A 23,747-nucleotide genomic window follows, 5' to 3' on the forward strand; every position below is an offset into this window, starting at 1 on the left:
GCGTGCACGCGCCAAAATTATTTCATCTCGCAGGAAAGCATAGAAAAATGGAACTCGACATCAAGGGGATCATGGAGAGGCTGCCGCATCGTTATCCGATGCTGCTGATTGATCGCGTCGTCGAAATGGTGCCCGGCAAGTCTATTGTCGCCATCAAGAATGTCTCGATCAATGAACCGTTTTTCAACGGCCACTTCCCCCACCATCCGGTGATGCCGGGCGTGCTCATCGTGGAAGCCATGGCGCAAGCTTCGGCACTGTTCTCGTTCACGGACGAAAACGGCGGCCTCAAATGCGATAGCTCCAAGACGGCCTACTATCTGGTCGGCGTCGACGGCGCGCGCTTCCGCCGCCCCGTGGTGCCGGGTGATCAACTGCGCATCGAAGTCGAAGCCGAACGTCTGAGCCGCAGCATCTGTAAGTACGCCGCGCGCGCGACGGTCGACGGACAAGAAGTGGCGTCCGCCAAGCTGATGTGCGCGATTCGCAGCCTGGAAGAGTAAATGGCAGGAAACATCCATCCCACCGCAGTCGTTGATCCGGCGGCAAAAATTGACCCGAGCGCCGTAATCGGCCCGTTCGCAATGGTGGGGCCAGACGTCACCATCGGAGCAGGGACCGAAATCGGCCCCTACTGCATGGTTGACGGCGTCACGACCATCGGGCGCGACAATCGTTTTTACCGCTACTGCTCGATCGGCGGCATGCCGCAAGACAAGAAGTACGCCGGTGAAAAGACGCGCCTGACGATCGGCGACCGCAATACCGTGCGCGAATTTGTCACGCTGAACACGGGCACCGTCCAAGATGGCGGCGAAACGACGCTGGGCAGTGACAACTGGATCATGGCGTATGTGCACGTGGCGCATGACTGCCACGTCGGCAGCCACACCATTCTGGCCAACTCGGTGCAGCTGGGCGGCCACGTGCATGTGGGCGACTGGGCCATCATCGGCGGCCTGACCGGCGTGCACCAGTTTGCCCGCGTGGGCGCGCACACCATGACGGGCGGCAACAGCTCGTTGATGCAGGATTCGCCGCCGTTCGTGCTGGCGGCGGGCAACCCGTGCCGGCCGGTGGGCATCAACGTCGAAGGCCTGAAGCGTCGCGGCTTTACCCCCGTGATGATTTCGGCCCTGCGCGAAGCCTACAAGATCATCTACCGCCGTGGTTTGCCGCTGGACGCCGCGCGCGCTGAATTGCACAAGCGCCAACAAGAAATTCCCGAAGCGGCCGAGCATCTGCAAACGCTGCTGGATTTCCTGGACGTCGCCTCGCGCGGCATCATTCGCCCATGAACACTCGGATCGGCATGGTGGCCGGCGAGCCTTCGGGCGACTTGCTGGCCGGTCGGATCATTGCCGGTCTGCAAGCCCGCGATGCCAGCGTGCAGTGCGAAGGCATCGGCGGCCCGCAAATGCAGGCCCGCGAATTTGACGCCTGGCATCCCATGCACGCGCTGACCGTGTTCGGCTACGTCGATGCGCTCAAGCGCCTGCCCAGCTTGCTGAGCACCTATCGCGACGTCAAGCGCCGCTGGCTGGCCGAGCCGCCCAAGGTCTTCGTGGGCATCGATGCCCCCGACTTCAACCTGCGGCTGGAACATCAGCTACGCCTGGCCGGTACCCCTACGGTGCATTTCGTCGGCCCGTCCATCTGGGCGTGGCGCTACGAACGCATTCATAAGATCCGTGAATCCGTGTCGCACATGCTGGTGCTTTTCCCGTTCGAGGAAGAGATCTACCGCAAGGAAAACATTCCGGTCACCTACGTGGGCCACCCGCTTGCCGGCGCCATCCCGATGCAGCCGGACCGCGCCGCCGCGCGCGCAAGCCTGGGCATCGACCCGAACGCGCGCGTGCTGGCGATTTTGCCCGGTAGCCGTTCGTCCGAAATCCGCCTGCTGGCGCCGCGCTTTTTGCAGGCTGCCCAGCTGTTGATGAAGAAAGATCCCGCCCTGCAGTGCGTCGTGCCGATGGTTAACGACCAGCGCCGCGCCGAATTCCAGGCGATTCTGGCTCAGCACCCGGTGCCCGGCCTTCGCTGCATTACCGCCGACGACCTGCATGGCGCCGGCGGCGATCGCAAGGCGCCCGTGGCATGGTCCGTGATGGAAGCGGCCAACGCGGTGTTGGTGGCCAGCGGCACGGCCACGTTGGAAACGGCGCTGTACAAGCGCCCCATGGTGATTTCGTACGTGTTGTCGCCCTGGATGCGCCGCATCATGACGTGGAAGTCGGGGCAGCAGCGGCCTTACCTGCCGTGGGTGGGCCTGCCCAATGTGCTGTTGCGCGATTTCGCGGTGCCTGAATTGCTGCAAGACGACGCAACGCCCGAAAAGCTGGCCGAGGCGACCTGGGCGTCCTTGACCGACGATGCGCTGATCGCCCGCGTCGAGGCCCGCTTTACCGCCATGCACCAGGAATTGCTGCGCGACACGCCGGCCCTGGCGGCTCAGGCGATTCTGGAGGTGGCGGGTGGAGCAGCCTGAATTGTTCGCGGCCCCCGTGCAACCCGCCATGGTGACGGCGGGCGTGGACGAGGCGGGCCGTGGCCCGCTTGCCGGCGCGGTCTATGCCGCGGCGGTGATCCTGAACCCGGCGCGGCCCATTGATGGGCTGGCCGATTCCAAGGTGCTTAAAGCCGCCACCCGCGAGGCGCTGGCGCTTGAGATCCAGGAATACGCCCTGGCCTGGTGCGTTGCCACTGCCAGCGTGCAGGAAATCGATACCCTGAACATCCTGCGGGCCACGATGCTGGCCATGCAACGGGCGGTGCAGGGCTTGTCCTTGCCCGCGCAACTGGCCTTGGTGGACGGCAACCAGGCGCCCAAGCTGGGTTGCACCGTGCAGACGGTCATCAAGGGCGATGCGCTGGTGCCGGCAATTTCCGCTGCCTCCATCCTGGCCAAGACCGCGCGCGATGCCGATCTGGTGCGCCTGCACAGCCTGTATCCGCAATACGCCTTCGACCAGCACAAGGGCTACGGCACCGCGCTGCACCTGCAAATGCTGCGCGAACACGGCCCTTGCGCGGAACACCGCCGCAGCTTCGCTCCGATCAAAGCGTTTGGCCTGGCGTCATGAAGCACATCAGTTCCCGCGACAATCCGGCGGTCAAGGCCTTGGCCAAACTGGCCGGCACGGCCGGCAAGCGCGGCGCGCCCGTGTTGCTGGACGGCGTGCACCTGTGCCAGGCCTGGTTGCAGCACCACGATGCGCCGGACCAGGCCATCTTCGATGTGGATCGCCTGGCGCAACCCGATATCGCTGCATTGGCAGCCGCGGTTCCCGACGCCCGCTGCCTGGCGCTGGACGCGCGCCTGATGCAGTCGCTGGCCAGCGTGGAAAGCGCGCAGGGCGTGGCCTTTCTGGTCACTCCCACGCCGTTGGAATTGCCGGCCGACATCGACGAAAACTGCGTGCTGTTCGACCGTATCCAAGACCCCGGCAACGTCGGCACGCTGCTGCGCACCTGCGCGGCGGCGGGCGTGAAACGTGTGTTCCTGGCAACGGGTACCGCCGCCGCGTGGTCGCCCAAGGTCCTGCGCAGCGGCCAAGGCGCGCACTTCGCGCTGGCCATCCACGAACACGTTGACCTGCCCGCCTTGTTGCCCAGCCTGCGCGTGCCGCTGGTAGCGACCGCCCTGGAAGGCGCGCAGAACCTGTACGAAGGCGCGTTGCCGGCCCGGTGCGCCTGGGTCTTCGGGCACGAGGGCCAGGGCGTGGATCCCGCTTTGCTTGCCGCCGCCCGGCTCAAGGTCTGCATCCCCCACGACATGGCCGCCGTCGAGTCCCTGAACGTCGGCGCGGCTGCCGCGATCTGCCTGTTCGAGCAGCGGCGCCAAGCGCTTGCCCGCGCGGAATACTGACGCAGCCGTCATTTTTCGTCCCTTTTTTGAGCCGATTCGTTGATCCGGCCCCGCTTATACTCGCGCCTTGCTTAAGACGCGAGCCTGGCGCAAATACGTTGCACCGACGGCACGCGGACGATCCAGCGGAGAATCCAGCGGACGAACAAGCGGACGAACAAGCGGACGAACAAGCGGACGAACAAACAGGCCCAAACATGAAGGCGATTTCAAGTCGCCTGCGCTATTGGACCGCAGGCCGGCACGACCGCCTGTCCGTGCGTTATTGAAGCTGCACGTTTTGTAAAATCCGGTCGCACTCATATACTTCACGCTTTAAATTTCTGCGAGATGGCTATGGCGGCATCGCCGGTTCCGAAACTGAAGGCATGGATGGCGCGGGCGGGTGTGACACGTGTGGCACACGTCGGCCGGGCGCTGCTATTGGCTTCCACCTGCGCGCTTGCACTGAACGCGTGCATGTCGGTCAGCACGCAGAAAGTCGGCATGACGCCCGTGGCCTCTGCCGACCCGGTCCACACCATCCAGCTGTCGCGCGTCGTCATCGCGGCCTTGCCGAACGACAGCAGCGTGACCTTGCCCGCGGCGTCGCAGTGGCGCCGCGTCGGGGCGTTGCCGCAAGGCGACGTCTACCGTTCGATGGGCGGCTTGTTCACCATTCAGACCCGACGGCAGGGTGAGGCTTATCTGGTGGCGTCATCCGGCAAGCTGCTGGGTTTTTACCTGCCGGGCGAAAGCGCTTATATGGCGCTGTCTCGTCCCGTCACTTTGCCTGTGGAGATGCGTCAATGAAGTCGTGGATCAAGGGTGTGGCGGCAGTTGCCGTCGCCGTGTTGCTGGCCGGATGCGCGGGCCCGAAGTTTGATGCATTGCATGGGCGCTTGCCCCCGATCGCGGAAGGCAATGGGCGGATCTATTTCTATCAGCCGCAGCCCACCAACCTGGCGGCGGCGCAGCAGAAACTGCGCGTCAATGATGTTGTGGTCGGCCGCAACAAGCCGGGCAGCTTTTTCTTTGTTGACCGACCTGCCGGCAGCTATGTGGTCACCAACCTGCATTGGACGGGCGACGGCGTGAGCTTCATGCTGGACCCGGGGCAGACGCGTTATGTGCGCGTCATGGCCGAGGTATACGGCGCCACCGGCGCCGTGGGCAAGTTGTCGATGCAACTGGTCGACCCGCCAGAACTCGCCGAAAACGAGATGCGTGGCCTGCGGTATTGGGGCGCGGCAAGTCCCGAGCGGATGCCGGGCTTCTGACCCACGCCCATCTTTTGAATGGGCCAAGCTTGGGCGCACCATTGGTGCGCCCAATTTTTTTTAGCCCCGATCCAGGCCCACTTCCTGCAACACCGTCGTCGCGATTTCTTCAATCGATTTGGTGGTGCTGGACAGCCACGAAATGCCTTCACGGCGCATCATCCGTTCGGCTTCCGCCACTTCGTAGCGGCATTGTTCCAGCTGGGAATAGCGGCTGTTGGGGCGGCGTTCGTTGCGAACTTCCGCCAGGCGCTCGGGCTGGATCGACAGGCCGAACAGCTTGGCGCGGTGCGGGGCGATGGTCGAGGGCAGGGTGCCGCGTTCGAAATCGTCCGGCGTCAGCGGGAAGTTGGCGGCCTTGATGGCGTACTGCATCGCCAGGTACAGGCTGGTGGGGGTCTTGCCGCAGCGCGACACGCCCACCAGGATGACGTCCGCCTGGTCCAGCTGGTTGACGAACTGGCCGTCGTCGTGGGCCAGGCTGAAGTTGATGGCGTCGATACGGTTGCGGTACTTTTCGGAATTGGCCTGCATGTGCGACCGGCCGATCGAATGGCTGGACTTCAGGCCCAGCGCTTGCTCGATATGGCTGACGAAGGTGCCGAACAGGTCCATGAAGATGCCGTTCGCCTGGCGAACACGCGCCAGGATCTCGGGGTTGACCAAGGTGCTGAACACAATCGGGGGCACACCGGCTTCCAGGGCGCTGCGGTCGATGCGCATGGCGACTTCGGCGGCCTTTTCCAGGGTGTCGACGAACGGCAGCCGAATCGGCTTGAATTCCACCTCTTCGAACTGGGACAGCACCGACTGGCTGAAGGTCTCGGCGGTGATGCCGGTACTGTCGGAAACGATGTATACCGTGCGTGCGATCGGGGTAGATGTCATGTGTAAAAAATTCCAACCAGTCAGATAGCCCAGGGTACTCCACCGAGTACAATCAGGCCCCTATAAGTCACCCCAAGGGCGGTCCAAGGCCAGTTTGGTCAGCGTCTGAAAAAAGCAGTTTTTGTGCTTGTTTCGTGCTTTGACCTAACTCGCTTTCATTCCATTGTAAAAGGTGACTTCAATGTCGTATGTTGTTTTGTTCGAGCAGCTCCGCATGACGGACGTGGACTCGGTAGGAGGCAAGAACGCATCACTAGGCGAAATGATCAGCCAGCTGTCTGGCGCGGGCGTCCGCGTGCCGGGCGGCTTTGCCACGACCGCCGACGCCTTCCGTGATTTTCTGAAGGCCTCGGGCCTTGACAAGCGCATCGCTGAACGCCTGACGACGCTGAACCCCGAAGACGTGCGCGAGCTGGCCACCGCCGGCGCGCAGATCCGCCAATGGATCGTCGAAGCGCCGTTCTCGGCCGAATTCGAAGCACAAATCCGCGAAGCCTTTGCCAAGCTCGACGCTGACGGCAAGGGCTCGTTTGCCGTGCGCTCGTCCGCCACGGCGGAAGACCTGCCCGATGCGTCCTTCGCCGGCCAGCAGGAAACCTTCCTGAACGTTGTGGGCATCGACGACGTGCTGGACAAGATCCGCCACGTGTTCGCCTCGCTGTACAACGACCGCGCGATTTCCTATCGCGTGCACAAGGGCTACGCCCACGCCGATGTGGCGCTGTCGGCCGGCATCCAGCGCATGGTGCGTTCCGACAAGGGCAGCGCCGGGGTCATGTTCACCATCGACACCGAATCGGGCTTTGAAGACGTGGTGTTCATCACCTCGTCCTACGGCCTGGGCGAAACCGTCGTGCAAGGCGCCGTCAACCCCGACGAGTTCTACGTCTTCAAGCCCACGCTGGCCCAAGGCAAGTTCCCCATCGTCGGCCGCCGCATCGGTTCCAAGCTGATCAAGATGGAATTCGACCCCGAGCGTCCGGAAGGCCGCGCGGTGCGTACCGTTGACGTGCCCGTGTCCGAGCGCAACCGCTATTCGCTGACCGACGACGAAGTCAACGAACTGGCTCGCTACGCCGTCATCATCGAGCAGCACTACAAGCGCCCGATGGACATCGAATGGGGCCGTGACGGCGTTGACGGCAAGATCTACATCCTGCAAGCGCGCCCGGAAACGGTGAAGTCGCAGCAGGGCGTGAACGACGTGCAGCAGCGTTACCGCCTGAAGGCCACCGGCCAGGTCCTGATTACCGGCCGCGCGATCGGCCAGAAGATCGGCGCCGGCCCCGTGCGCGTGGTGGGCGACATCTCCGACATGGACAAGGTCCAGCCGGGCGATGTGCTGGTCACCGACATGACCGATCCCAACTGGGAACCCGTGATGAAGCGCGCCTCGGCCATCGTCACGAACCGTGGCGGCCGTACCTGCCACGCGGCGATCATTGCGCGCGAACTGGGCATTCCGGCTGTGGTGGGTTGCGGCAACGCCACCGACCTGCTCAAGGAAGGCCAGGCCGTGACCGTGTCTTGCGCGGAAGGCGACGAAGGCCGCATCTATGACGGCCTGATCGAAACCGAAGTCGAAGAAGTGCGCCGTGGCGAAATGCCCGCCATCGATCTGAAGATCATGATGAACGTGGGCAACCCCCAGCTGGCGTTCGACTTTGCGCAAATTCCCAACGGCGGCGTCGGCCTGGCGCGTCTGGAATTCATCATCAACAACAACATCGGCATCCACCCGAAGGCAGTCCTGGACTACCCGAACGTGGACGGCGAACTGAAGAAGGCCGTTGAATCGGCTGCCCGTGGGCACGCCAGCCCGCGCGCGTTCTTCGTTGAAAAGATGGCCGAAGGCGTGGCGACGATTGCCGCTGCGTTCTACCCGAAGCCGGTCATCGTGCGCATGTCGGACTTCAAGTCCAACGAATATCGCAAGCTGGTGGGCGGTTCGCGCTACGAGCCCGAGGAAGAGAACCCCATGCTGGGCTTCCGTGGCGCTTCGCGCTACATCGCCGAGGACTTCGCCGAGTGCTTCCGCATGGAATGCGAAGCGCTCAAGAAGGTTCGCGACGACATGGGCCTGACCAACGTTGAAATCATGGTGCCGTTCGTGCGCACGCTGGGTCAGGCCGAAAAGGTCGTGAACCTGCTGGCCAAGCATGGCCTGGCTCGCGGTGAAAACGGCCTGAAGCTGATCATGATGTGCGAAGTGCCGTCCAACGCCATCCTGGCCGACGAATTCCTGCAATTCTTCGACGGCTTCTCGATCGGTTCCAACGACATGACCCAGCTCACGCTGGGCCTGGACCGCGATTCCGGCATGGAGCTCCTGGCTGCCGACTTCGATGAACGCGACGAAGCCGTGAAGTTCATGCTGCGCCGCGCGATCAAGGCTTGCCTGGCCGCCAACAAGTACGTGGGCATCTGCGGCCAAGGCCCCAGCGACCACCCCGACTTCGCGCAATGGCTCAAGGACGAAGGCATCCTGTCGATGTCGCTCAACCCGGATACGGTTGTCGACACCTGGCAGCGTCTGGCCAAGCAATAAGCGCCTGGCCCGTTCCAATAAAAAACCCCGCGTCCGATCAGGATGCGGGGTTTTTTCTTTGGCGAACGACGCGGGGGGCGGGAGTGCTACGCCGCTTTCAATTCCCGCGCGATCAATTCCCGCTTGCGGTCGATGCCCCAGCGGTAACCCGCCATGGACCCGTCCGTGCGCACCACGCGGTGGCACGGGATGGCCAGCGCAATGGAGTTGGTGGCGCAGGCGCGCGCCACCGCCCGCACGGCGCGGGGCGCACCGATGCGTTCGGCCACTTGCGTGTAGGTGACCGTGGTGCCCACCGGAATGTCGCGCAGTGCTTCCCATACCCGGCGCTGAAAGGCGGTGCCGCGCACGTCCAGCGGCAGGTCCAGCCCGCGCGACGGGTCTTCGACGAAGCTCACCACGGCGGCCACCCAGGTCTCAAACTGGGCATCCGCCCCGATCAGGCGGGCGGCCTTGAAGCGGTCTTGCAGGTTGCGGACCAGGTGTTCCGGATCGGCGTCCAGCGAAATGTCGCAGATGCCCGTGCCGGTGGCCGCCACCAGCAAGGCGCCCAGCGAGCACTGCGCCACGGCGAAGCGGATGTCGAGGCCTTCGCCGTTCTTGCGAAAGGCGGTGGGCGTCATGCCCAGGATGGCCGGGGCGGCTTCGTAGAACCGGCCGCTGGAGTTGAAGCCGGCGTCGTACATCGCGTCGGTGACGCTGGCGCTGCTTTCCAGTTGCTGGCGTGCGCGGGCGGCGCGCAGCGCGTTGGCGTAGGCCTTGGGCGTGATGCCGGTGGCTGCCTTGAATACGCGGTGAAAGTGAAAGCGGCTCATGCCGGCTTGTTCGGCCAGCGTGGACAGGTCGGGCGGCTGCTCGGCCTCAAGGGCGCGGCAGGCGCGTTCGACGACGGCGGCATGCTGTTTGCTTAACAGCTCTTTGCTTACAAGCTGTTTGCTTACAAGCTGTTTGCTTACTAGCTGTTTGCTTAAACCGGCTGCGGCTGCGGCTGCGGCGGGCGGCTGCTTGCTTGCGGCGGCGATGGGGCTCATCGAAGACTCCTGACATGCGCGTAATGGATTGCGCTTTAGGTTCATGGTCTCAGTTGCCGACTCGCCCCGCACTCCGGATGTTGCGCGCCGCCGTTCAGGCCGGCGCGTAAGCGTCCAGGAAGCGGCGCAGCAGCCCCCCGGCCACGGGCGTGGCGCGCACGTTCGCGGTCAGGTCCGGAAGGTCCAGGTTTTCCGCCGCGTAACGTCGGCCATAGCGATCCAGGTGGGCGCGAATGAAGTCGGGGCCAAATTCGGGATGGAACTGGGTCGAAAACACATTGCGGCCGATGCGGATCATCTGGTGTTCGTCCAGGTCCGAGCGCGCCAGTACGGCCGAGCCGGGCGGCGGCTGCAACACGGTCTGGGCATGCAGCATCTGGGCGGGAAACGTGCCGGGCAGGCCGGCCAGCAACTTGTCGCCCGAGGCCGGCGGCAGCAGCTCGACGGTTTGCGTGCCGACTTCGCGGCCGGCCGGGTTGTAGCCCACCTTGCCGCCCAGCGCATAAGCCAGCAACTGGTGGCCGTAGCACACGCCGAACATGGGCAGCTCGGCGGCGGCGGCCTCGCGCAGCCAGGCGGCCGTGTCTTCGCTCCAGGGTTCCTTATCGGTAACCATGGCGGGCGATCCGGTGATCAGCGCGGCGCGATAGCGCGCCGGCGATTGTGGGCGCTGGCCTTCGTGCACGGCAACGATTTCAACCGCGTCGGCCGTCAGGCCGGCGGCCTGGGTCAGTTGTTCGGCATAGCCGCCGAACTGGCTTTTAAGCGTGTCGTCCGGATCGCCGGTATGCAGAATCAGGACGGGTAGGGCGGAAGGTGTTGCAGCGGTCATGGATCGATGTGCTTGAAAAGGCGGACGCGGGCCATCCGGGTGGGATCGTCGCGTCAGGCGCACATCATAATCCAGCGCCGCCGGGACCGAGGCCAACGGGCTTTCCCGTTACGTCCCGGAAATACGTACAATCCGCTCACGAATCATCCTTTCAGGCGACGTTAAGACTATGTGGATCTGGCTGGGACTGGCCGCGCTGGCCCTTATCGGGGAGTTGGCGACGGGTACTTTCTATTTGCTGCTGGTGGCCCTGGGGCTGGCGGCGGCCGGCGCTGCCGCGTGGCTTGGCACTGGGCTTGAATGGCAATTGGTGGCGTGCGGCGTGGTCTTGATGCTGGGCCTGTTGGCGCTGCGCAAGACGCGCGTGCTGAAAAAGCGCGAGGTCAATTCGGCGCGCAACGCCGACGTGAACCTGGACATCGGCCAGACGGTTTCCGTGGAATCGTGGTCCGAACAGCGCACGGCGCGTGTCTGGTATCGCGGCGCCCACTGGCAGGCCGAGCTGGCCCCAGGGCACGCGCCCCACGCCGGAGAACACACCATTACCGAACTGCGTGGCTCGACCCTGGTGCTCAAGCCTACGGGTGCGCCGGGTTCAACCAGGTAAGACCGGCTCGCGCCTCGCGCGGCCCGCAGCAGGCGTCGGGGGCTTGTTGTCCGACGCCATCGCATTAACTCAGAAGAGGTTTCAATCATGATCGATACATCCACTATCGTCCTGCTCGTCGTCGTCGCGCTGGCGATCCTGATCGTCATCAAGTCGATCGCCATCGTGCCGCAACAGCACGCCTGGGTGGTCGAACGCCTGGGCAAGTTCGACCGTGTCTTGTCGCCGGGTGCCGGTTTTGTCATCCCCTTCATCGAACGCGTGTCCTACAAGCATTCGCTAAAGGAAATACCGCTGGACGTGCCCAGCCAGGTCTGCATCACGCGTGACAACACGCAGCTGCAAGTGGACGGCGTGCTGTATTTCCAGGTGACCGACCCGATGCGCGCATCGTATGGTTCGTCGAACTATATTTCGGCCATCACGCAGCTGGCGCAGACCACCTTGCGCTCGGTCATCGGCAAGATGGAACTGGACCGCACGTTCGAAGAACGCGATTCGATCAACAGCAACATCGTGTCGTCGCTGGACGAAGCCGCACTGAACTGGGGCGTGAAGGTACTGCGCTACGAGATCAAGGATTTGACGCCGCCCAACGAAATCCTGCGTTCGATGCAGGCGCAGATCACCGCCGAACGTGAAAAGCGCGCGCTGATCGCGGCCTCGGAAGGCCGCCGCCAGGAACAGATCAACATCGCCACCGGCGAACGTGAAGCCGCCATTGCCCGCTCCGAAGGCGAGAAGCAGGCACAGATCAACCAGGCCCAGGGCGAGGCCGCCGCGGTGCTGGCCATTGCCGAAGCCACCGCCAAGGCCATTACCCAAGTGGCCGATGCCGTGCGTCAGCCGGGCGGCATGGAAGCGGTGAACCTGAAGGTGGCCGAGCGCTACGTCGAGGCATTCGCCAACGTGGCCAAGGAAGGCAACACGCTGATCCTGCCGGCCAACATGTCCGACGTGGGCGGCATGATCGCCTCGGCCATGACCATCGTGAAGTCCACGCGCAACACCTGATACCGCGCCTAGCGGCGCGCCGCCCATGATCGCTCCCGTTAATTTGCTTCTGATAGCAGCACTGGCGGGGGTGCTATCGCTCTGCGTGCTGGGGTCGCTGGCTCGCAGCGGCATGGCCGGCATCCGCGAAACCATACGCGCCAACTTGCTTACGCTGTTGGCGTTTTTTACGTTTGCGCTTCAGAACACATCGGCGCCCTGGCTGGTGTCGGTTGTGGTGCCCAACGCGGCCGTGGGCCTGGCGCTGTTTTCCTATTACTCGGGCGTGCGGCGCTTGCTGGGGCTTAGCGTGCCCAAGCACCTGATGACGCTGGCATGCCTGGTGGCGCTGGTGGTGTTGCTGGCCTATACGTATGTGGACTGGCGCATCGGCCCGCGCATCGTGGCGATGTCGCTGCTGCAAATGGGCTTTCTGATTGCGGTGGCGGTCACCGTCCAGCGCAACATGCCGGTGCATCGTTCGCGCTACAGCTATCGCTTCGTGTGGACCGTGGCGCTGATCTCGGCCGCCGTCTGTGCGTTGCGGGCCGCGATCTACGCGCTGGACCTGGCGCTGCCCGAATCCTTGACGGAGCCGAACGTCTGGAACATCGCCTTCCTGACGCTGGGCGTGCTGATCATGCCGTGCCTGACGCTGGGCACCATCATGATCATCCACGACCGCATGCTGGCCGACCGCGAGCAAGAGGCCAACACCGATTTCCTGACGGGTCTGATGTCGCGCAAGGCGTGGTGGTTGCAGGCCGAACGCTATTGCGCGCAGGCGCTGCGCACGCGGCGTCCGCTGACCCTGCTGCTATTGGATATCGACCATTTCAAGCGCATCAACGACACGCATGGCCATGTGGCGGGCGATGCCGTGCTGCGCCATTTTGGCCTGCTGGCCACCGCCACCTTGCGCACGGGCGACCATGTCGGGCGCGTGGGCGGTGAGGAGTTCGGGGTGTTGTTTCCGGATATGCGCGGCGACGCCGTGCTGGATGTGGCGGCGCGCTTGCTCGATTCCGTGCGGCGCACGCCTTGCGCGCATGGCGGCAGCACCATTTCGTACACGTTCAGCGCGGGCGTGGCCGAATGGGTGCCCGGCGAAAACCTGCAAGTGTTTTTCGAACGCGCCGACCGCAAGCTCTATGCCGCCAAGGCGGCGGGGCGCAACCGCATCGTGGGGCCGGCCGAGCAGGCAGAGCGCCTGGTCATGCCGGCCGCGGCCTGAATCAATCGTCTTTGTCTTTGCGGGGTGCGCGCGTGTCGTGCTTCATGATGCGTTCTTTCTCGCGCTGCCAGTCTTTTTCGCGGGCGGTGTCGCGCTTGTCGAACAGCTTCTTGCCCCGGCCCAGCGCGAAGTCCAGCTTGATGCGGCCATTCTTGTAGTGCAGGTTCAGCGGCACCAGCGTGTAGCCGCGCTGCTCGACCTTGCCGATCAGCTTGCTGATTTCTTCGGCCTTGAGCAGCAGCTTGCGCGTGCGCATGGCATCGGGGTGGATGTGGGTGGACGCCGTGGGCAGCGGGCTGACGTGCATGCCCAGCAGGTACAGTTCACCATCGCGTACGATGACGTAGCTTTCCTTGAGCTGCACGCGGCCGTCGCGAATCGCTTTGACTTCCCAGCCTTGCAGGACAAGGCCGGCTTCATAGCGGTCTTCGATGAAATAGTCGTGCGTGGCCTTGCGGTTGTCGATAATGCTCATAACGCCTTTTTGCGCATAACGCCTTTTTTGCTCATAACGGCAATTTGCGGGCTGCAAAGCGCCACATTAGGCTCATGTTGCGCGGTGCCGGTAAAATCTTGCCATTCTAGCCATTTGCGATAGTCGATGCACAAAGTACAACGATCCGTCCTGGTGCCTTACAGCGCCGCCCAGATGTTCGACCTGGTTGCCGACGTGGAGAAGTACCCCGAGTTCATGCCGTGGTGCGGCGGGGCCGAGGTGCAAAGCCGCGACGAACATGGCATGCAGGCCTCTATCCTGATCAGTTTCGCGGGCATGAAGCAGCGCTTCACCACGCGCAATACCCACGTCTATCCCGACCGGATCGACCTGGAACTGGTGGATGGCCCGTTCTCCAGCCTGGTCGGGCACTGGGAATTCCAGGCGCTGGCCGAAGATGCCTGCAAAGTCCTGTTCACCATGGAATACGCGTTTTCGAACCGCGCGCTGGAAATGGTGGTGGGGCCGGTATTCAACCGCATTGCCACCAGCTTTATTGATTCCTTCACCAAGCGGGCGCAGGCCAAATATGGCGAATGAGCCGTCTGAGGCGGCGTTGCTGAACGTCAGCGTTTGCTATGCCTTGCCCGGCCACGTGTGGCTGCGCGAACTGCGTCTGCCTGACGGTGCCACGGTAGCGGACGCGCTGGCGGCCAGTGGGTTTGCGCAGGCCTTTCCGGTGGTGCAGCCCTGGGAACGCGGGGTGGGCGTGTTTGGCCGCGCCGCCGAACCGCAATCCCGGCTGGCCGAGGGCGACCGCGTCGAAATCTACCGGGGCCTGAGCTTCGACCCCAAGGAATCGCGCCGCCGCCGCGCCGAACACCGTCGGACCAAGACGGCCAAGAACGGCCGGGTTCGGCCCGCGGGCTTGCTGTAGGCCGCTTTCTGTAGGCCGCTTTGTGCAGGCCGCCTTGTGCAGGCCACCTTCCGCAGGCTGCTCTCGGGGCAGGCCGGCGCCGCCGGACATTGTCACCAACAAGACAAATACCGCCCCGGCATCCGGCGTAACATAAACGCGGTTTCATATTTACGTTTACGTTAACGTCATGCCAGAATCCATCTTGCCACGGCGATGGGCGGGCGTTCACGAGACGACCCGCAACGCCAACAGACAATACCGACACCAACAGGAGACAGGCTGTGGACTTGGAACTGACCGACGAGCAGCGCGCGTTTGCGCAAGCCGCCCGCGACTACGCCGAGGGCGAACTGGCCCCTCACGCCGCGCGCTGGGACGCTGAAGGCATTTTTCCGCGCGAGGCCTTCGCCCGGGCGGGCGAAATGGGCTTTTGCGCCATCTACGCCAGCGAAGAAATTGGCGGCCTGGGCCTGCCGCGCCTGGACGCCACCCTGGTGTTCGAGGAAATGGCCGCCGTGGACCCGTCCACGACTGCGTTCCTGACGATACACAACATGGCCACCTGGATGGTCGGAAAATGGGGCCAGTCCGCCCTGCGGGAGGCTTGGGGCCCGCTCTTGGCCAGCGGCCAGAAACTGGCTTCTTACTGCCTGACCGAACCGGGCGCCGGGTCGGACGCCGCGTCCCTGTCCACGCGCGCGCAGCGCCAGGGTGATGACTACGTGCTGAACGGCGCCAAGGCGTTCATTTCGGGCGGGGGCGACACGGACCTGCTGGTCGTCATGGCACGCACGGGCGGCGAGGGGGCGGGCGGTATCAGCGCGTTTGCCGTGCCCGCCGACAGCCCGGGCATCAGCTACGGCCGCAAAGAAGAAAAAATGGGTTGGAACAGCCAGTCCACCCGCCCCATCACTTTTGAAAACGTCCGCGTGCCGGCCGCCAACCTGCTGGGCCAGGAAGGCGAAGGCTTCAAGATCGCCATGAAGGGCCTGGACGGCGGGCGCATCAATATTGGCACTTGCTCGGTGGGCGCGGCCCAGGGCGCGCTGGACGCGGCCCGCCGCTACATGGACGAACGCCGGCAGTTCAACCGCCGCCTGGCGGAATTCCAGGCGCTGCAGTTCAAGCTGGCGGACATGGCCACCCACCTGGTGGCGGCACGCCAGATGGTGCGGCTGGCGGCCTGCAAGCTGGACGGCGGCGCGCCGGACGCGGCCACCTATTGCGCCATGGCCAAGCGCTTCGCTACCGACATGGGCTTCCAGATCTGCCTGGACGCGCAACAGATTCATGGCGGTTACGGATACTTGAAGGACTATCCCTTGGAGCGTCTGGTGCGCGATACTCGCGTTCATCAGATTCTGGAGGGCACCAACGAGATCATGCGCGTGATCATTGCCCGCCAATTGTTGGAAAAAGGAGCCGACATAAGATGAATGCACCGGTGTTGTTCGAAGAAAGAAGCGCGGCGAACGGCATGCGGTTCGGGATTGCGACGCTGAACGCGCCGCAAACCCTGAACGGCCTGTCGCTGGAAATGGTGGACTTGCTGGCAGAGCGCCTGGACCAATGGGCGCGCGATCCGGGCGTGGCCCTGGTGGTCTTGCAAGGCGCGGGCGAAAAGGCTTTCTGCGCGGGCGGCGACCTGCACGGCCTGTACCGCAGCATGACCGAAAACGCGGGTAAAAGCGGCTGGAGCAACGCCTACGCGCGCCGCTTCTTCGAGCACGAATATCGGCTGGACTACCGCATTCACACGTATCCGAAACCCGTGCTGTGCTGGGGCCACGGCATCGTCATGGGCGGCGGCATCGGCCTGATGATGGGCGCCAGCCATCGCGTTGTCAGCGAAAGTTCGCGCCTGGCGATGCCGGAAGTCTCGATCGGCCTGTTCCCGGACGTGGGCGGCAGCTGGCTGTTGAACCGCATGCCGGGCCGCATCGGCCTGTTCCTGGCGCTGACCGGCGCGCAGATGAACACGGCGGACGCGTTCTTTGCGGGCCTGGCGGACTTCCGCCTGAATCACGCCGACTGGCCGCGCTTGCTGGCGTCGCTGGAAGAACAGCCGTGGGCGGGCAAGCCGGCCGGCGCCTCGGACGAGGCCATGGCGCCGCGCTCCATCAACGACGGCCTGCTGCGCCGCGCGCTCACCGCGCTGGAACCGCAAACGCCGCTGGAACCCGGCCACCTGCGCCAGCATTCGTTCCTGATCAACAACCTGTGCACGGGCAACCGGCTGGACGAGATCTACGAAGAACTGGCGCTGCTGAAAGACCATGAAGACCCCTGGCTGGCGCGCGCCGCGACGACCATGCTGGCCGGTTCCCCCGGTTCGGTGCGCCTGGCCTTCGCCTTGCAGCAGCGCATGCGCCTGCGCTCGCTGGACGACGTGTTCCGCGCCGAATACATCGCGGCGCTGGCGTGCACGGCCCATGGTGATTTTGCCGAGGGCATCCGCGCCTTGCTGATCGACAAGGACAAGAAGCCGCGCTGGAACCCCGCAGTGATCGACGTCGCAACCGACGCCTGGGTGCAAAAGTTTTTCGAGGAACCCTGGCGCGAGGGCGAGCCGCATCCCTTGGCCGACCTGGGACAGGAAGGGCGCTGATTGCCTCGGCCGGCCCGTACGCGCGGGTCGGTGTGCCGCGCATACCCCGCCGAGGAACCTGCGCGTAGCCTCGCGTACCCGCGTATCCCGATAGACGAGCCGCGCCCGTCATGCAGGTCACGATGAATCCATACCTAAAGCAAGAACAACAGCAATAGCAATAGCAATAGCAATAGCAAGCCATAGCCATAGCACCAGGAGACAAAACATCATGAGCAGTATCGCGTTTATCGGTTTGGGCAACATGGGCGCGCCCATGGCATTGAATCTGATCAAGGCCGGACATAGCCTGACGGTCTTTGACCTGGTGCCGGCAGCGGTGAAGCTGCTGACCGATGCCGGCGCCAGCGCCGCGGCATCGGCGGCGGAAGCGGTCAAGGGCGCGGACGTCGTCGTGACCATGCTGCCCGCCAGCAAGCACGTCGAAGGGCTGTACCTGGATCAAGACCTGCTGGGCAAGATTTCGGCCAGCGCGCTGGTCATCGATTGCAGCACCATCGCGCCGGACACGGCGCGCAAGGTGGCGCAGGCCGCCGAGGCGCGTGGCATTGCCATGATCGACGCGCCGGTCTCCGGCGGCACGGCGGGCGCGGCGGCGGGCACGCTGACGTTCATTGTGGGCGGCCCCGCGGCCGCCCTGGAACGCGCCCGGCCCGTGCTGGAAAAAATGGGCAAGAACATCTTTCATGCCGGCCCCGGCGGCGCGGGCCAGGTGGCCAAGATCTGCAACAACATGCTGCTCGGCATCCTGATGGCTGGTACGTCCGAGGCCCTGGCGCTGGGCGTGGCCAACGGGCTGGACCCCAAGGTGCTGTCGGACATCATCGCCAAGAGCTCGGGCCGCAACTGGGCGACCGAACTCTACAACCCGTGGCCGGGCGTGATGGACCATGCGCCCGCGTCCAAGGGGTACGCCGGCGGTTTCGGCGTGGACCTGATGCTGAAGGACCTGGGCCTGGCCGCCGAGGCCGCGCTGTCCACGCGCGCCTCAATCCCGCTGGGCGAACTGGCCCGCAACCTGTATTCGCTGCATAGCGCGGGCGGCTCGGGCAAGCTGGATTTCTCCAGCATCGTCAACCTGGTCAAGCGCGAGCAAGACTGACATGGCCGCGCCGCAAGCGTCGGCTGATCCCGCCGCGCGGGTCAAGGCCAGCTTCGACCAGCAGACCGTCATGCGGCTGCTGGGCGCGCGGCTGGATGTGGTGGAGCCGGGCAGGGTGGACATCGGGCTGCCTTACCGGGCCGACCTTTGCCAGCAAAACGGCTTTCTGCACGCCGGCATTTCCACCACAATTGCCGACAGCGCGGGCGGTTACGCCGCCTACACGCTGTTTGGCCCGGGTGAAGACGTACTGACCTCGGAGTTCAAGATGAACTTCCTGGCGCCCGCCAAGGGCGACCGCTACGTGGCCAGCGGCCGCGTGGTCAAGCCGGGCAAACGTCTGTCGATCTGCCAGGTGGAAGTACATGCCTACGAAGGTGAGCAAGCCACGCTTTGCGTGATAGGCTTGCTCACCGCGGTGCGCGTGACACCGCGATGACTCCGGCGCGCCACGCGCCTGGCCCTTTCATGGGGCAGGTGCGTGTCGCGCTTGTCACGCGTTGCATGGGTACCGGGTAATGCCAGCCAAAGAACATCACCGAATTTTCCGCAGCAACTGGCTGCGTGCCGCCGTGCTGGGCGCCAATGACGGCATCGTGTCTACCGCCAGCCTGATCACCGGGGTGGCCGCCGCGCAGGCCTCGCATGGCGCAATCCTGACGTCGGGCCTGGCGGGGCTGGTGGCTGGCGCCTTATCGATGGCGGCCGGCGAATACGTGTCCGTCCGGTCACAGGCCGACACCGAAGCGGCGGACCTGCGGATGGAACAGCGCTCGCTGAAGGGCAACTCGGAAGAAGAGCTTGCCGAACTGATCGATATCTATGTAGACCGGGGCTTGACCCGGCAGCTGGCGACGCAGGTGGCGCGGCAACTGACCCGCCATGACGCGCTGGACGCGCATGCGCGCGATGAACTAGGCATTTCCGTTCATAACCGCGCGCGGCCCGTGCAGGCGGCTGTGGCGTCCGCCGCGTCGTTCGCGGGCGGCGCGGCGCTGCCTTTGGTCGTGGCCGTGGTGGCGCCGGTGCCGCAACTGATCGGCTGGGTAATCGGCGCGTCGGTGCTCTGTCTGGCCGGCTTGGGCACGCTGGCCGCGCAGGCGGGCGGGGCGCCCAAGGGGCCCGCCGCGCTACGCGTGACGCTGTTGGGCGCTTTTGCAATGGCGGCAACGGCAGGCGTCGGCGCGCTGTTCGGGGTGGCGGTCTGACGTTATGTGGGACGGCGGTTTGACGTTATGTGGGACACGCGGCGGCGCAAAGCAGGCCCGCGTCCGGTTGCCACGGCGCTAAGCGCGCCCGCGTCCGCTTGCCACGGCGTATTGCAGCAACGCGCCGCCGGCCCTGGCGCGCGTCCGCGTCCGCCTTAACGCGTCCGCCTTAACTTACGGCGTAATGGAATACGGCAGCGGCCCAACCGTGATGCGCGGGCCGTCCTCGGCGCCCAGGCGCAGGTCCCCCTGGGGCAGCGCGGCAAGCGTGGTTTCGAACAGCACTGAAGCCACGCCGGCTTCGCTGGCGGCATCCACGACGCGGCCGATGGGCTCGCCCGGCTGGGTGGCGTCGAACACGTCCACGCCGGCCAGCGCCGCGCTTTGCCCGCCCGCTTGCTCGCCGGCCTGATCAATGGTGCCGTACGCCATGCGCCGCTTCACGGTGCCACGGTAATGGCTGCGCGCCACCACTTCCTGGCCCGGGTAACAGCCCTTGGTGAAGCTCACGCCCTGAACCAGCTCCAGGTTGACGGTCTGCGGGATGAATACGTCCTGCGTCGCCGAGGCAATCCACGGAATGCCCGCGGCAAGATCAGCCACCTGCCAATGCGTAGCGGGCGCCAGGCTTAGCGCGCCGGCCAATGCCGAAGACTGGGCCAGTTGTTCGTCCGAAGCAATCCACCACCAGCGCAGGCGGGTATCGGCCGACGGGGCGGCGATCCAGGTGCCCGACGGCAGGTCCACGCGCTGCCACGGCGCTCGCGGCAGGGCGCCAGTTACGGCTTCCAGGGCGGCAGCTTGTTCGGTGGTGGCCTGCACACCCGCCACGTTCAAGGCGGTTGCGGCCAGCTTGACCTTGGCGCGCAGCACGAACATGGACAGGCGCTTGAGCAACGCTTCGGAAAGGTCGCGGCGGACCAGCCCATACAGTTGCGGGGCGTCGTCGGCGCCGGGGGCGGCGCGCCACATGACCAGGGTGGCCAGAAGGCGGCCCTTGGCCGTGCAGTAGCCCGCCAGGCGGGCGGTGTCCAGCGGCAGGCCGGTAACGTCTTGCGTCAGTTGGCCGTGCAGGAAAGGAAGTGCGTCGGCGCCGGACGCGCTGAAGACCAGAAAATCATCCAGCGGCGCGCACGGAGCGGACGGGGCACCCGTCGCGCAACCTTCGGCGCTGGCAGGAATCGAAGAATAGAAAGCGTGCATGGCGGCGGTGTGATCACGTCATCAAAGTGCAGATGATAGCCGCCTTCACCGCGTCATTGGCCCCTTGCCCACGCCGCGCAAAGGGCCGCCCCGTAACGTCTGGCCCCGGTTTTGCCACGACAGGTCCGCGCGATCCATTAAACTTCTGGGACTTATGAAGAAGCGACTCCGTTTTTACGTCTTGTGGTCATTCCTGCTGATCGTGATCGCCGCCGCCGCAGCGGTTGGCGCCGCCTGGAGCTGGATGCATCGACCCATGCATCTACCCGCCGACAGAATCGACTTTGTGGTGGACCCGGGCAGTAGCCCGCGCACGGTCGCGCGCGCGCTGAACGCCGTGGGCGTGCCCATCTGGGAGCCCGGTTTTGTCTGGATGGCGCGCCTGTCCGAGCAGGACAAACTGCTGAAGGCCGGCGGCTATCAGGCCATCAATGGCGACTCGCCCTGGCAACTGCTGGAACGCATGGCGCGGGGCGACATGACCCAGCGCCAGATCACCTTTCTTGAGGGCTGGACGTTCCGCCAGATCCGCCAGGCGCTGCGCGAGCACCCCGACGTCAAGCAGACGCTGGGCGAAGTCAGCGACGAAGAGTTGATGACGCGCCTGGGTTCCGATATCAAGCACCCCGAAGGGCTGTTCTTTCCCGACACCTACATCTTTACCCCGGGCAGCACCGACTACGACCTGCTGCGCCGTTCCTATCAGGAAGGCCAGCGCATTTTGCAGGACACCTGGGCCAAGCGGCAGGCGGACCTGCCCGTGGCCACGCCTTACGAGGCCCTGGTGCTGGCGTCCATCATCGAAAAGGAAACGGGGCACGGGCCGGACCGCCGCCGTGTGTCCGGCGTGTTCACCAACCGCCTGAAGATCGGCATGCTGTTGCAAACCGACCCCACTGTGATCTACGGCATGGGCGACGCCTACCAGGGCCGTATCCGCAAGCGTGATTTGCAGACCGATACGCCGTGGAATACCTACACGCGACCCGGCCTGCCGCCCACGCCCATCGCGGCGGCGGGCAGGGCGGCGCTGCTGGCGGCGGTGCAGCCCGAGCAACACAAGTATCTGTTCTTCGTGTCGCGCGGCAATGGCACCAGCGAATTTTCCGAGAACCTGTCCGGCCACAATCGCAACGTGTCGCGCTACATCCTGGGCCAGGGCGCCCGCCCGACCCCGACCCCGACCCCGACGCCTACGCCGAGCCCCGCGTTGACGCCCGCGACCCCCCCGGCCACCGCGCCCGTCACCGTGCCGGACGGCCCCGGCGCGGCGACGGACTCCGAAACCGACACACCTGAAGGACAAGACCAATGACCTCTCGCGGACGCTTCATTACGCTGGAGGGCGTGGACGGCGCCGGCAAAAGCACGCATACCGACTGGATCGCGGACTTCCTGCGCAGCCAGGGGCTGGACGTGGTCTCCACGCGCGAGCCGGGCGGCACGCCCCTGGGCGAAAAGCTGCGCGCGCTGGTACTGACCGATCAGATGAGCCTGGATACCGAAACCCTGCTGATGTTCGCGGCGCGCTGCGAACATGTGCGGCAAGTCATCGAACCGGCGCTGGCGCGTGGCGCCTGGGTGGTGTGCGACCGCTATACCGACGCCACTTACGCCTACCAGGGCGGCGGCCGCGAGTTGGGCGCCGAGCGGGTCGCCGTGCTGGAACAATGGATGCACGCGGGCCAACCCGATCGCACCTGGCTGTTCGACGTTCCCCTGGAAGTGGCGCGCGCCCGGCTGGCCGATGCGCGCGAGCCCGACCGCTTCGAACGCGAAGGCGCTGCCTTCTTCGAGCGCACCCGGCAGGCGTATCACGCCCGCGCCCAGGCTAACCCCGACCGCATCCACATCATCGACTCCACCCAGTCCATCGCGCAGATCCGCACGGAACTGGAAGCCGGGCTGCGGGCGTTGCTGGCCGCGACGACATGAGCGCGCCCCAGTTCCTGCCGTGGCAAATGGAGACGGCGCGTGCCTGGCTGGGCAACCGCGACCGCTTTGCGCACGCCTGGCTGGTGCACGGCCTGGCCGGCATCGGCAAGCTGGATTTCGCGATTGCCGCCGCTGCCAGCCTGCTGTGCGAAACCCCCGATAACGGCCTGGCCTGCGGCCACTGCGCCGCCTGTGCCTGGTTTGCCAGCGGCAACCACCCCGATCTGCGCCGCATCCGCCCCGAAGCCGTGGCCGTGGAAGAGGGCGCGGACGCCGCCGAGCCTGCCGAGGACGCCGAACCGACTTCGGGCGCGGCCAAGCGAGCCCCGTCCAAGGAAATTCGCATCGACCAGATCCGGTCGCTGGAGTCCTGGTTCAACACCGCCACGCACCGGGGCGGATGGCGCGTGGCGCTGCTGTACCCGGCGCACGCGCTGAACGTTGTGTCTTCCAACGCCTTGCTCAAGGTGCTGGAAGAACCGCCTCCCCATACCGTTTTCCTGCTGGTTGCCGATGCGCCTGACCGCCTGCTGCCCACGCTGGTATCGCGCTGCCGGCGCTTGCCCTTGCCGGCGCCCGACCCCGATACCGCGCTGCAATGGCTGCGTGCGCAGAACGTAGAGCCGGCGCGGGAATGGCTGGCGGCCGCGGGCGGCGCGCCGCTGGCTGCGTTGCGGCTGGCGCAGGCGGGCGATACGCCTTGCCCGCCTTGGCTGTCGCAACTGATCAACCCCTTGGCGCAGGGGCAGGCGCCCGATGTCGGCACGATGGCCGAAACGCTGGAAAAGGTGCCGGCCACGGAATGGATCGACGCCTTGCAGCGCCTGTATACGGATCTGATGCTGGCCAGCGCCGGCGCGCCCGTGCGGTACTTTCCGGCGTTGGGCGCGGGCGTGGCCAAGGTGGCCGCGCGCATGAACACGGCCCGCGTGGCCGAGGCGGCGCGCTGGCTGACGCGGCAGCGCGCGCTGGCCACCCACCCGCTGAACGCCAAGCTTTTCGCGCACGCCACCCTGCAACGCGTGGTGCTATCCTGCCAGGCGTAAGTCCCTGATTCAGCGGCGCTTTGCCTG

26 protein-coding genes are annotated in these 23,747 nt (G+C 65.2%); 21 read left to right on the forward strand and 5 right to left on the reverse strand.

The window, feature by feature from the left end; translation table 11 throughout:
• Nucleotides 1-47 precede the first annotated feature (47 nt).
• The 7 genes from fabZ (at nucleotide 48) to DVB37_RS10805 (ending at nucleotide 5,130) form a co-directional block, all read left to right on the forward strand.
• Complete coding sequence (fabZ, locus tag DVB37_RS10775; protein WP_006219108.1) at nucleotides 48-503, forward strand: 3-hydroxyacyl-ACP dehydratase FabZ; 456 nt, start codon at nucleotides 48-50, stop codon at nucleotides 501-503.
• Nucleotides 504-1,298, forward strand: coding sequence for an acyl-ACP--UDP-N-acetylglucosamine O-acyltransferase (lpxA, locus tag DVB37_RS10780; protein ID WP_104145642.1), 795 nt, complete (start codon nucleotides 504-506; stop codon nucleotides 1,296-1,298).
• On the forward strand, nucleotides 1,295-2,491 hold the full coding sequence (gene lpxB / locus DVB37_RS10785) for a lipid-A-disaccharide synthase (protein ID WP_046807177.1): 1,197 nt from the start codon (nucleotides 1,295-1,297) through the stop codon (nucleotides 2,489-2,491). The genes lpxA and lpxB overlap by 4 nt, the downstream gene beginning before the upstream one ends.
• The gene (gene rnhB, locus DVB37_RS10790) at nucleotides 2,478-3,086 is read left to right on the forward strand and encodes a ribonuclease HII (protein WP_371683129.1); all 609 of its coding nucleotides are present in this window, start codon (nucleotides 2,478-2,480) and stop codon (nucleotides 3,084-3,086) included. Before lpxB ends, rnhB begins: the two co-directional genes overlap by 14 nt.
• Complete coding sequence (locus DVB37_RS10795; RefSeq protein ID WP_120155033.1) at nucleotides 3,083-3,871, forward strand: RNA methyltransferase; 789 nt, start codon at nucleotides 3,083-3,085, stop codon at nucleotides 3,869-3,871. Before rnhB ends, DVB37_RS10795 begins: the two co-directional genes overlap by 4 nt.
• 387 nt (nucleotides 3,872-4,258) lie before the next feature.
• Nucleotides 4,259-4,663, forward strand: a complete 405-nt coding sequence (locus DVB37_RS10800; protein ID WP_240434083.1) for a hypothetical protein — start codon at nucleotides 4,259-4,261, stop codon at nucleotides 4,661-4,663.
• Entirely contained in the window at nucleotides 4,660-5,130 is a 471-nt protein-coding gene (locus DVB37_RS10805) for a DUF2846 domain-containing protein (RefSeq protein ID WP_046807174.1), read from the forward strand. The genes DVB37_RS10800 and DVB37_RS10805 overlap by 4 nt, the downstream gene beginning before the upstream one ends.
• A gap of 60 nt (nucleotides 5,131-5,190) precedes the next feature.
• On the opposite strand, the gene DVB37_RS10810 is transcribed toward DVB37_RS10805, so the two are convergent.
• Nucleotides 5,191-6,018 carry a pyruvate, water dikinase regulatory protein gene (locus tag DVB37_RS10810; protein WP_046807173.1) on the reverse strand — a complete coding sequence of 276 codons (828 nt, stop codon included), beginning with the start codon at nucleotides 6,016-6,018 and terminating at the stop codon, nucleotides 5,191-5,193.
• A gap of 181 nt (nucleotides 6,019-6,199) precedes the next feature.
• Here DVB37_RS10810 and ppsA point away from each other — a divergent pair, with 181 nt between their 5' ends.
• Nucleotides 6,200-8,566 (forward strand): phosphoenolpyruvate synthase, encoded by a 2,367-nt coding sequence (ppsA, locus tag DVB37_RS10815; RefSeq protein WP_104145645.1) that lies wholly within the window; start codon nucleotides 6,200-6,202, stop codon nucleotides 8,564-8,566.
• An 86-nt stretch (nucleotides 8,567-8,652) separates the two neighbouring features.
• Here the strand turns inward: ppsA and DVB37_RS10820 are convergent, their stop codons facing one another.
• A complete protein-coding gene (locus DVB37_RS10820) occupies nucleotides 8,653-9,597 on the reverse strand; it encodes a bifunctional transcriptional activator/DNA repair enzyme AdaA (protein ID WP_240434084.1) in 945 nt (314 codons plus the stop codon).
• Between the two features lie 94 nt (nucleotides 9,598-9,691).
• Nucleotides 9,692-10,429 carry a glutamine amidotransferase gene (locus DVB37_RS10825; protein ID WP_120155036.1) on the reverse strand — a complete coding sequence of 246 codons (738 nt, stop codon included), beginning with the start codon at nucleotides 10,427-10,429 and terminating at the stop codon, nucleotides 9,692-9,694.
• 169 nt (nucleotides 10,430-10,598) lie between these two features.
• Between DVB37_RS10825 and DVB37_RS10830 the strand changes: the two genes are divergently transcribed.
• The 3 genes from DVB37_RS10830 (at nucleotide 10,599) to DVB37_RS10840 (ending at nucleotide 13,263) form a co-directional block, all read left to right on the forward strand.
• The gene (locus DVB37_RS10830) at nucleotides 10,599-11,036 is read left to right on the forward strand and encodes an NfeD family protein (protein ID WP_046807170.1); all 438 of its coding nucleotides are present in this window, start codon (nucleotides 10,599-10,601) and stop codon (nucleotides 11,034-11,036) included.
• 87 nt (nucleotides 11,037-11,123) lie between these two features.
• A complete protein-coding gene (locus DVB37_RS10835) occupies nucleotides 11,124-12,050 on the forward strand; it encodes an SPFH domain-containing protein (protein ID WP_046807169.1) in 927 nt (308 codons plus the stop codon).
• Between the two features lie 25 nt (nucleotides 12,051-12,075).
• Complete coding sequence (locus tag DVB37_RS10840) at nucleotides 12,076-13,263, forward strand: GGDEF domain-containing protein (protein WP_120155038.1); 1,188 nt, start codon at nucleotides 12,076-12,078, stop codon at nucleotides 13,261-13,263.
• A gap of 1 nt (nucleotide 13,264) precedes the next feature.
• On the opposite strand, the gene smpB is transcribed toward DVB37_RS10840, so the two are convergent.
• Complete coding sequence (gene smpB, locus DVB37_RS10845) at nucleotides 13,265-13,738, reverse strand: SsrA-binding protein SmpB (protein ID WP_006223414.1); 474 nt, start codon at nucleotides 13,736-13,738, stop codon at nucleotides 13,265-13,267.
• Between the two features lie 126 nt (nucleotides 13,739-13,864).
• Between smpB and DVB37_RS10850 the strand changes: the two genes are divergently transcribed.
• From DVB37_RS10850 to DVB37_RS10880, 7 genes are all read left to right on the forward strand, one after another.
• Nucleotides 13,865-14,299, forward strand: coding sequence for a type II toxin-antitoxin system RatA family toxin (locus DVB37_RS10850; RefSeq protein WP_046807167.1), 435 nt, complete (start codon nucleotides 13,865-13,867; stop codon nucleotides 14,297-14,299).
• Entirely contained in the window at nucleotides 14,289-14,636 is a 348-nt protein-coding gene (locus tag DVB37_RS10855; protein ID WP_046807166.1) for an RnfH family protein, read from the forward strand. Before DVB37_RS10850 ends, DVB37_RS10855 begins: the two co-directional genes overlap by 11 nt.
• A 263-nt stretch (nucleotides 14,637-14,899) precedes the next feature.
• A complete protein-coding gene (locus tag DVB37_RS10860; protein ID WP_120155040.1) occupies nucleotides 14,900-16,054 on the forward strand; it encodes an acyl-CoA dehydrogenase family protein in 1,155 nt (384 codons plus the stop codon).
• Complete coding sequence (locus DVB37_RS10865; RefSeq protein ID WP_046807164.1) at nucleotides 16,051-17,226, forward strand: enoyl-CoA hydratase/isomerase family protein; 1,176 nt, start codon at nucleotides 16,051-16,053, stop codon at nucleotides 17,224-17,226. Before DVB37_RS10860 ends, DVB37_RS10865 begins: the two co-directional genes overlap by 4 nt.
• Nucleotides 17,227-17,437: 211 nt before the next feature.
• Nucleotides 17,438-18,328 carry a 3-hydroxyisobutyrate dehydrogenase gene (mmsB, locus tag DVB37_RS10870; protein ID WP_120155043.1) on the forward strand — a complete coding sequence of 297 codons (891 nt, stop codon included), beginning with the start codon at nucleotides 17,438-17,440 and terminating at the stop codon, nucleotides 18,326-18,328.
• A gap of 1 nt (nucleotide 18,329) precedes the next feature.
• On the forward strand, nucleotides 18,330-18,767 hold the full coding sequence (locus DVB37_RS10875; protein ID WP_104145648.1) for a PaaI family thioesterase: 438 nt from the start codon (nucleotides 18,330-18,332) through the stop codon (nucleotides 18,765-18,767).
• Between the two features lie 79 nt (nucleotides 18,768-18,846).
• Nucleotides 18,847-19,536, forward strand: a complete 690-nt coding sequence (locus DVB37_RS10880) for a VIT family protein (RefSeq protein ID WP_046807161.1) — start codon at nucleotides 18,847-18,849, stop codon at nucleotides 19,534-19,536.
• 174 nt (nucleotides 19,537-19,710) lie between these two features.
• Here the strand turns inward: DVB37_RS10880 and DVB37_RS10885 are convergent, their stop codons facing one another.
• Complete coding sequence (locus DVB37_RS10885; RefSeq protein ID WP_120155045.1) at nucleotides 19,711-20,739, reverse strand: folate-binding protein YgfZ; 1,029 nt, start codon at nucleotides 20,737-20,739, stop codon at nucleotides 19,711-19,713.
• Nucleotides 20,740-20,893: 154 nt separating this feature from the next.
• Between DVB37_RS10885 and mltG the strand changes: the two genes are divergently transcribed.
• From mltG to holB, 3 genes are read left to right on the forward strand one after another with little or no spacing between them, the layout of a single operon-like run.
• On the forward strand, nucleotides 20,894-22,054 hold the full coding sequence (gene mltG, locus DVB37_RS10890; protein WP_120155047.1) for an endolytic transglycosylase MltG: 1,161 nt from the start codon (nucleotides 20,894-20,896) through the stop codon (nucleotides 22,052-22,054).
• Nucleotides 22,051-22,674: a dTMP kinase gene (gene tmk / locus DVB37_RS10895; protein WP_120155050.1), complete on the forward strand. Its 624-nt coding sequence runs from the start codon at nucleotides 22,051-22,053 to the stop codon at nucleotides 22,672-22,674. The genes mltG and tmk overlap by 4 nt, the downstream gene beginning before the upstream one ends.
• Nucleotides 22,671-23,720 carry a DNA polymerase III subunit delta' gene (gene holB, locus DVB37_RS10900; RefSeq protein WP_046806813.1) on the forward strand — a complete coding sequence of 350 codons (1,050 nt, stop codon included), beginning with the start codon at nucleotides 22,671-22,673 and terminating at the stop codon, nucleotides 23,718-23,720. The genes tmk and holB overlap by 4 nt, the downstream gene beginning before the upstream one ends.
• Nucleotides 23,721-23,747: the final 27 nt, after the last annotated feature.

It is taken from the genome of Achromobacter sp. B7 (assembly GCF_003600685.1).
Lineage (GTDB): Bacteria > Pseudomonadota > Gammaproteobacteria > Burkholderiales > Burkholderiaceae_B > Achromobacter > Achromobacter spanius_B.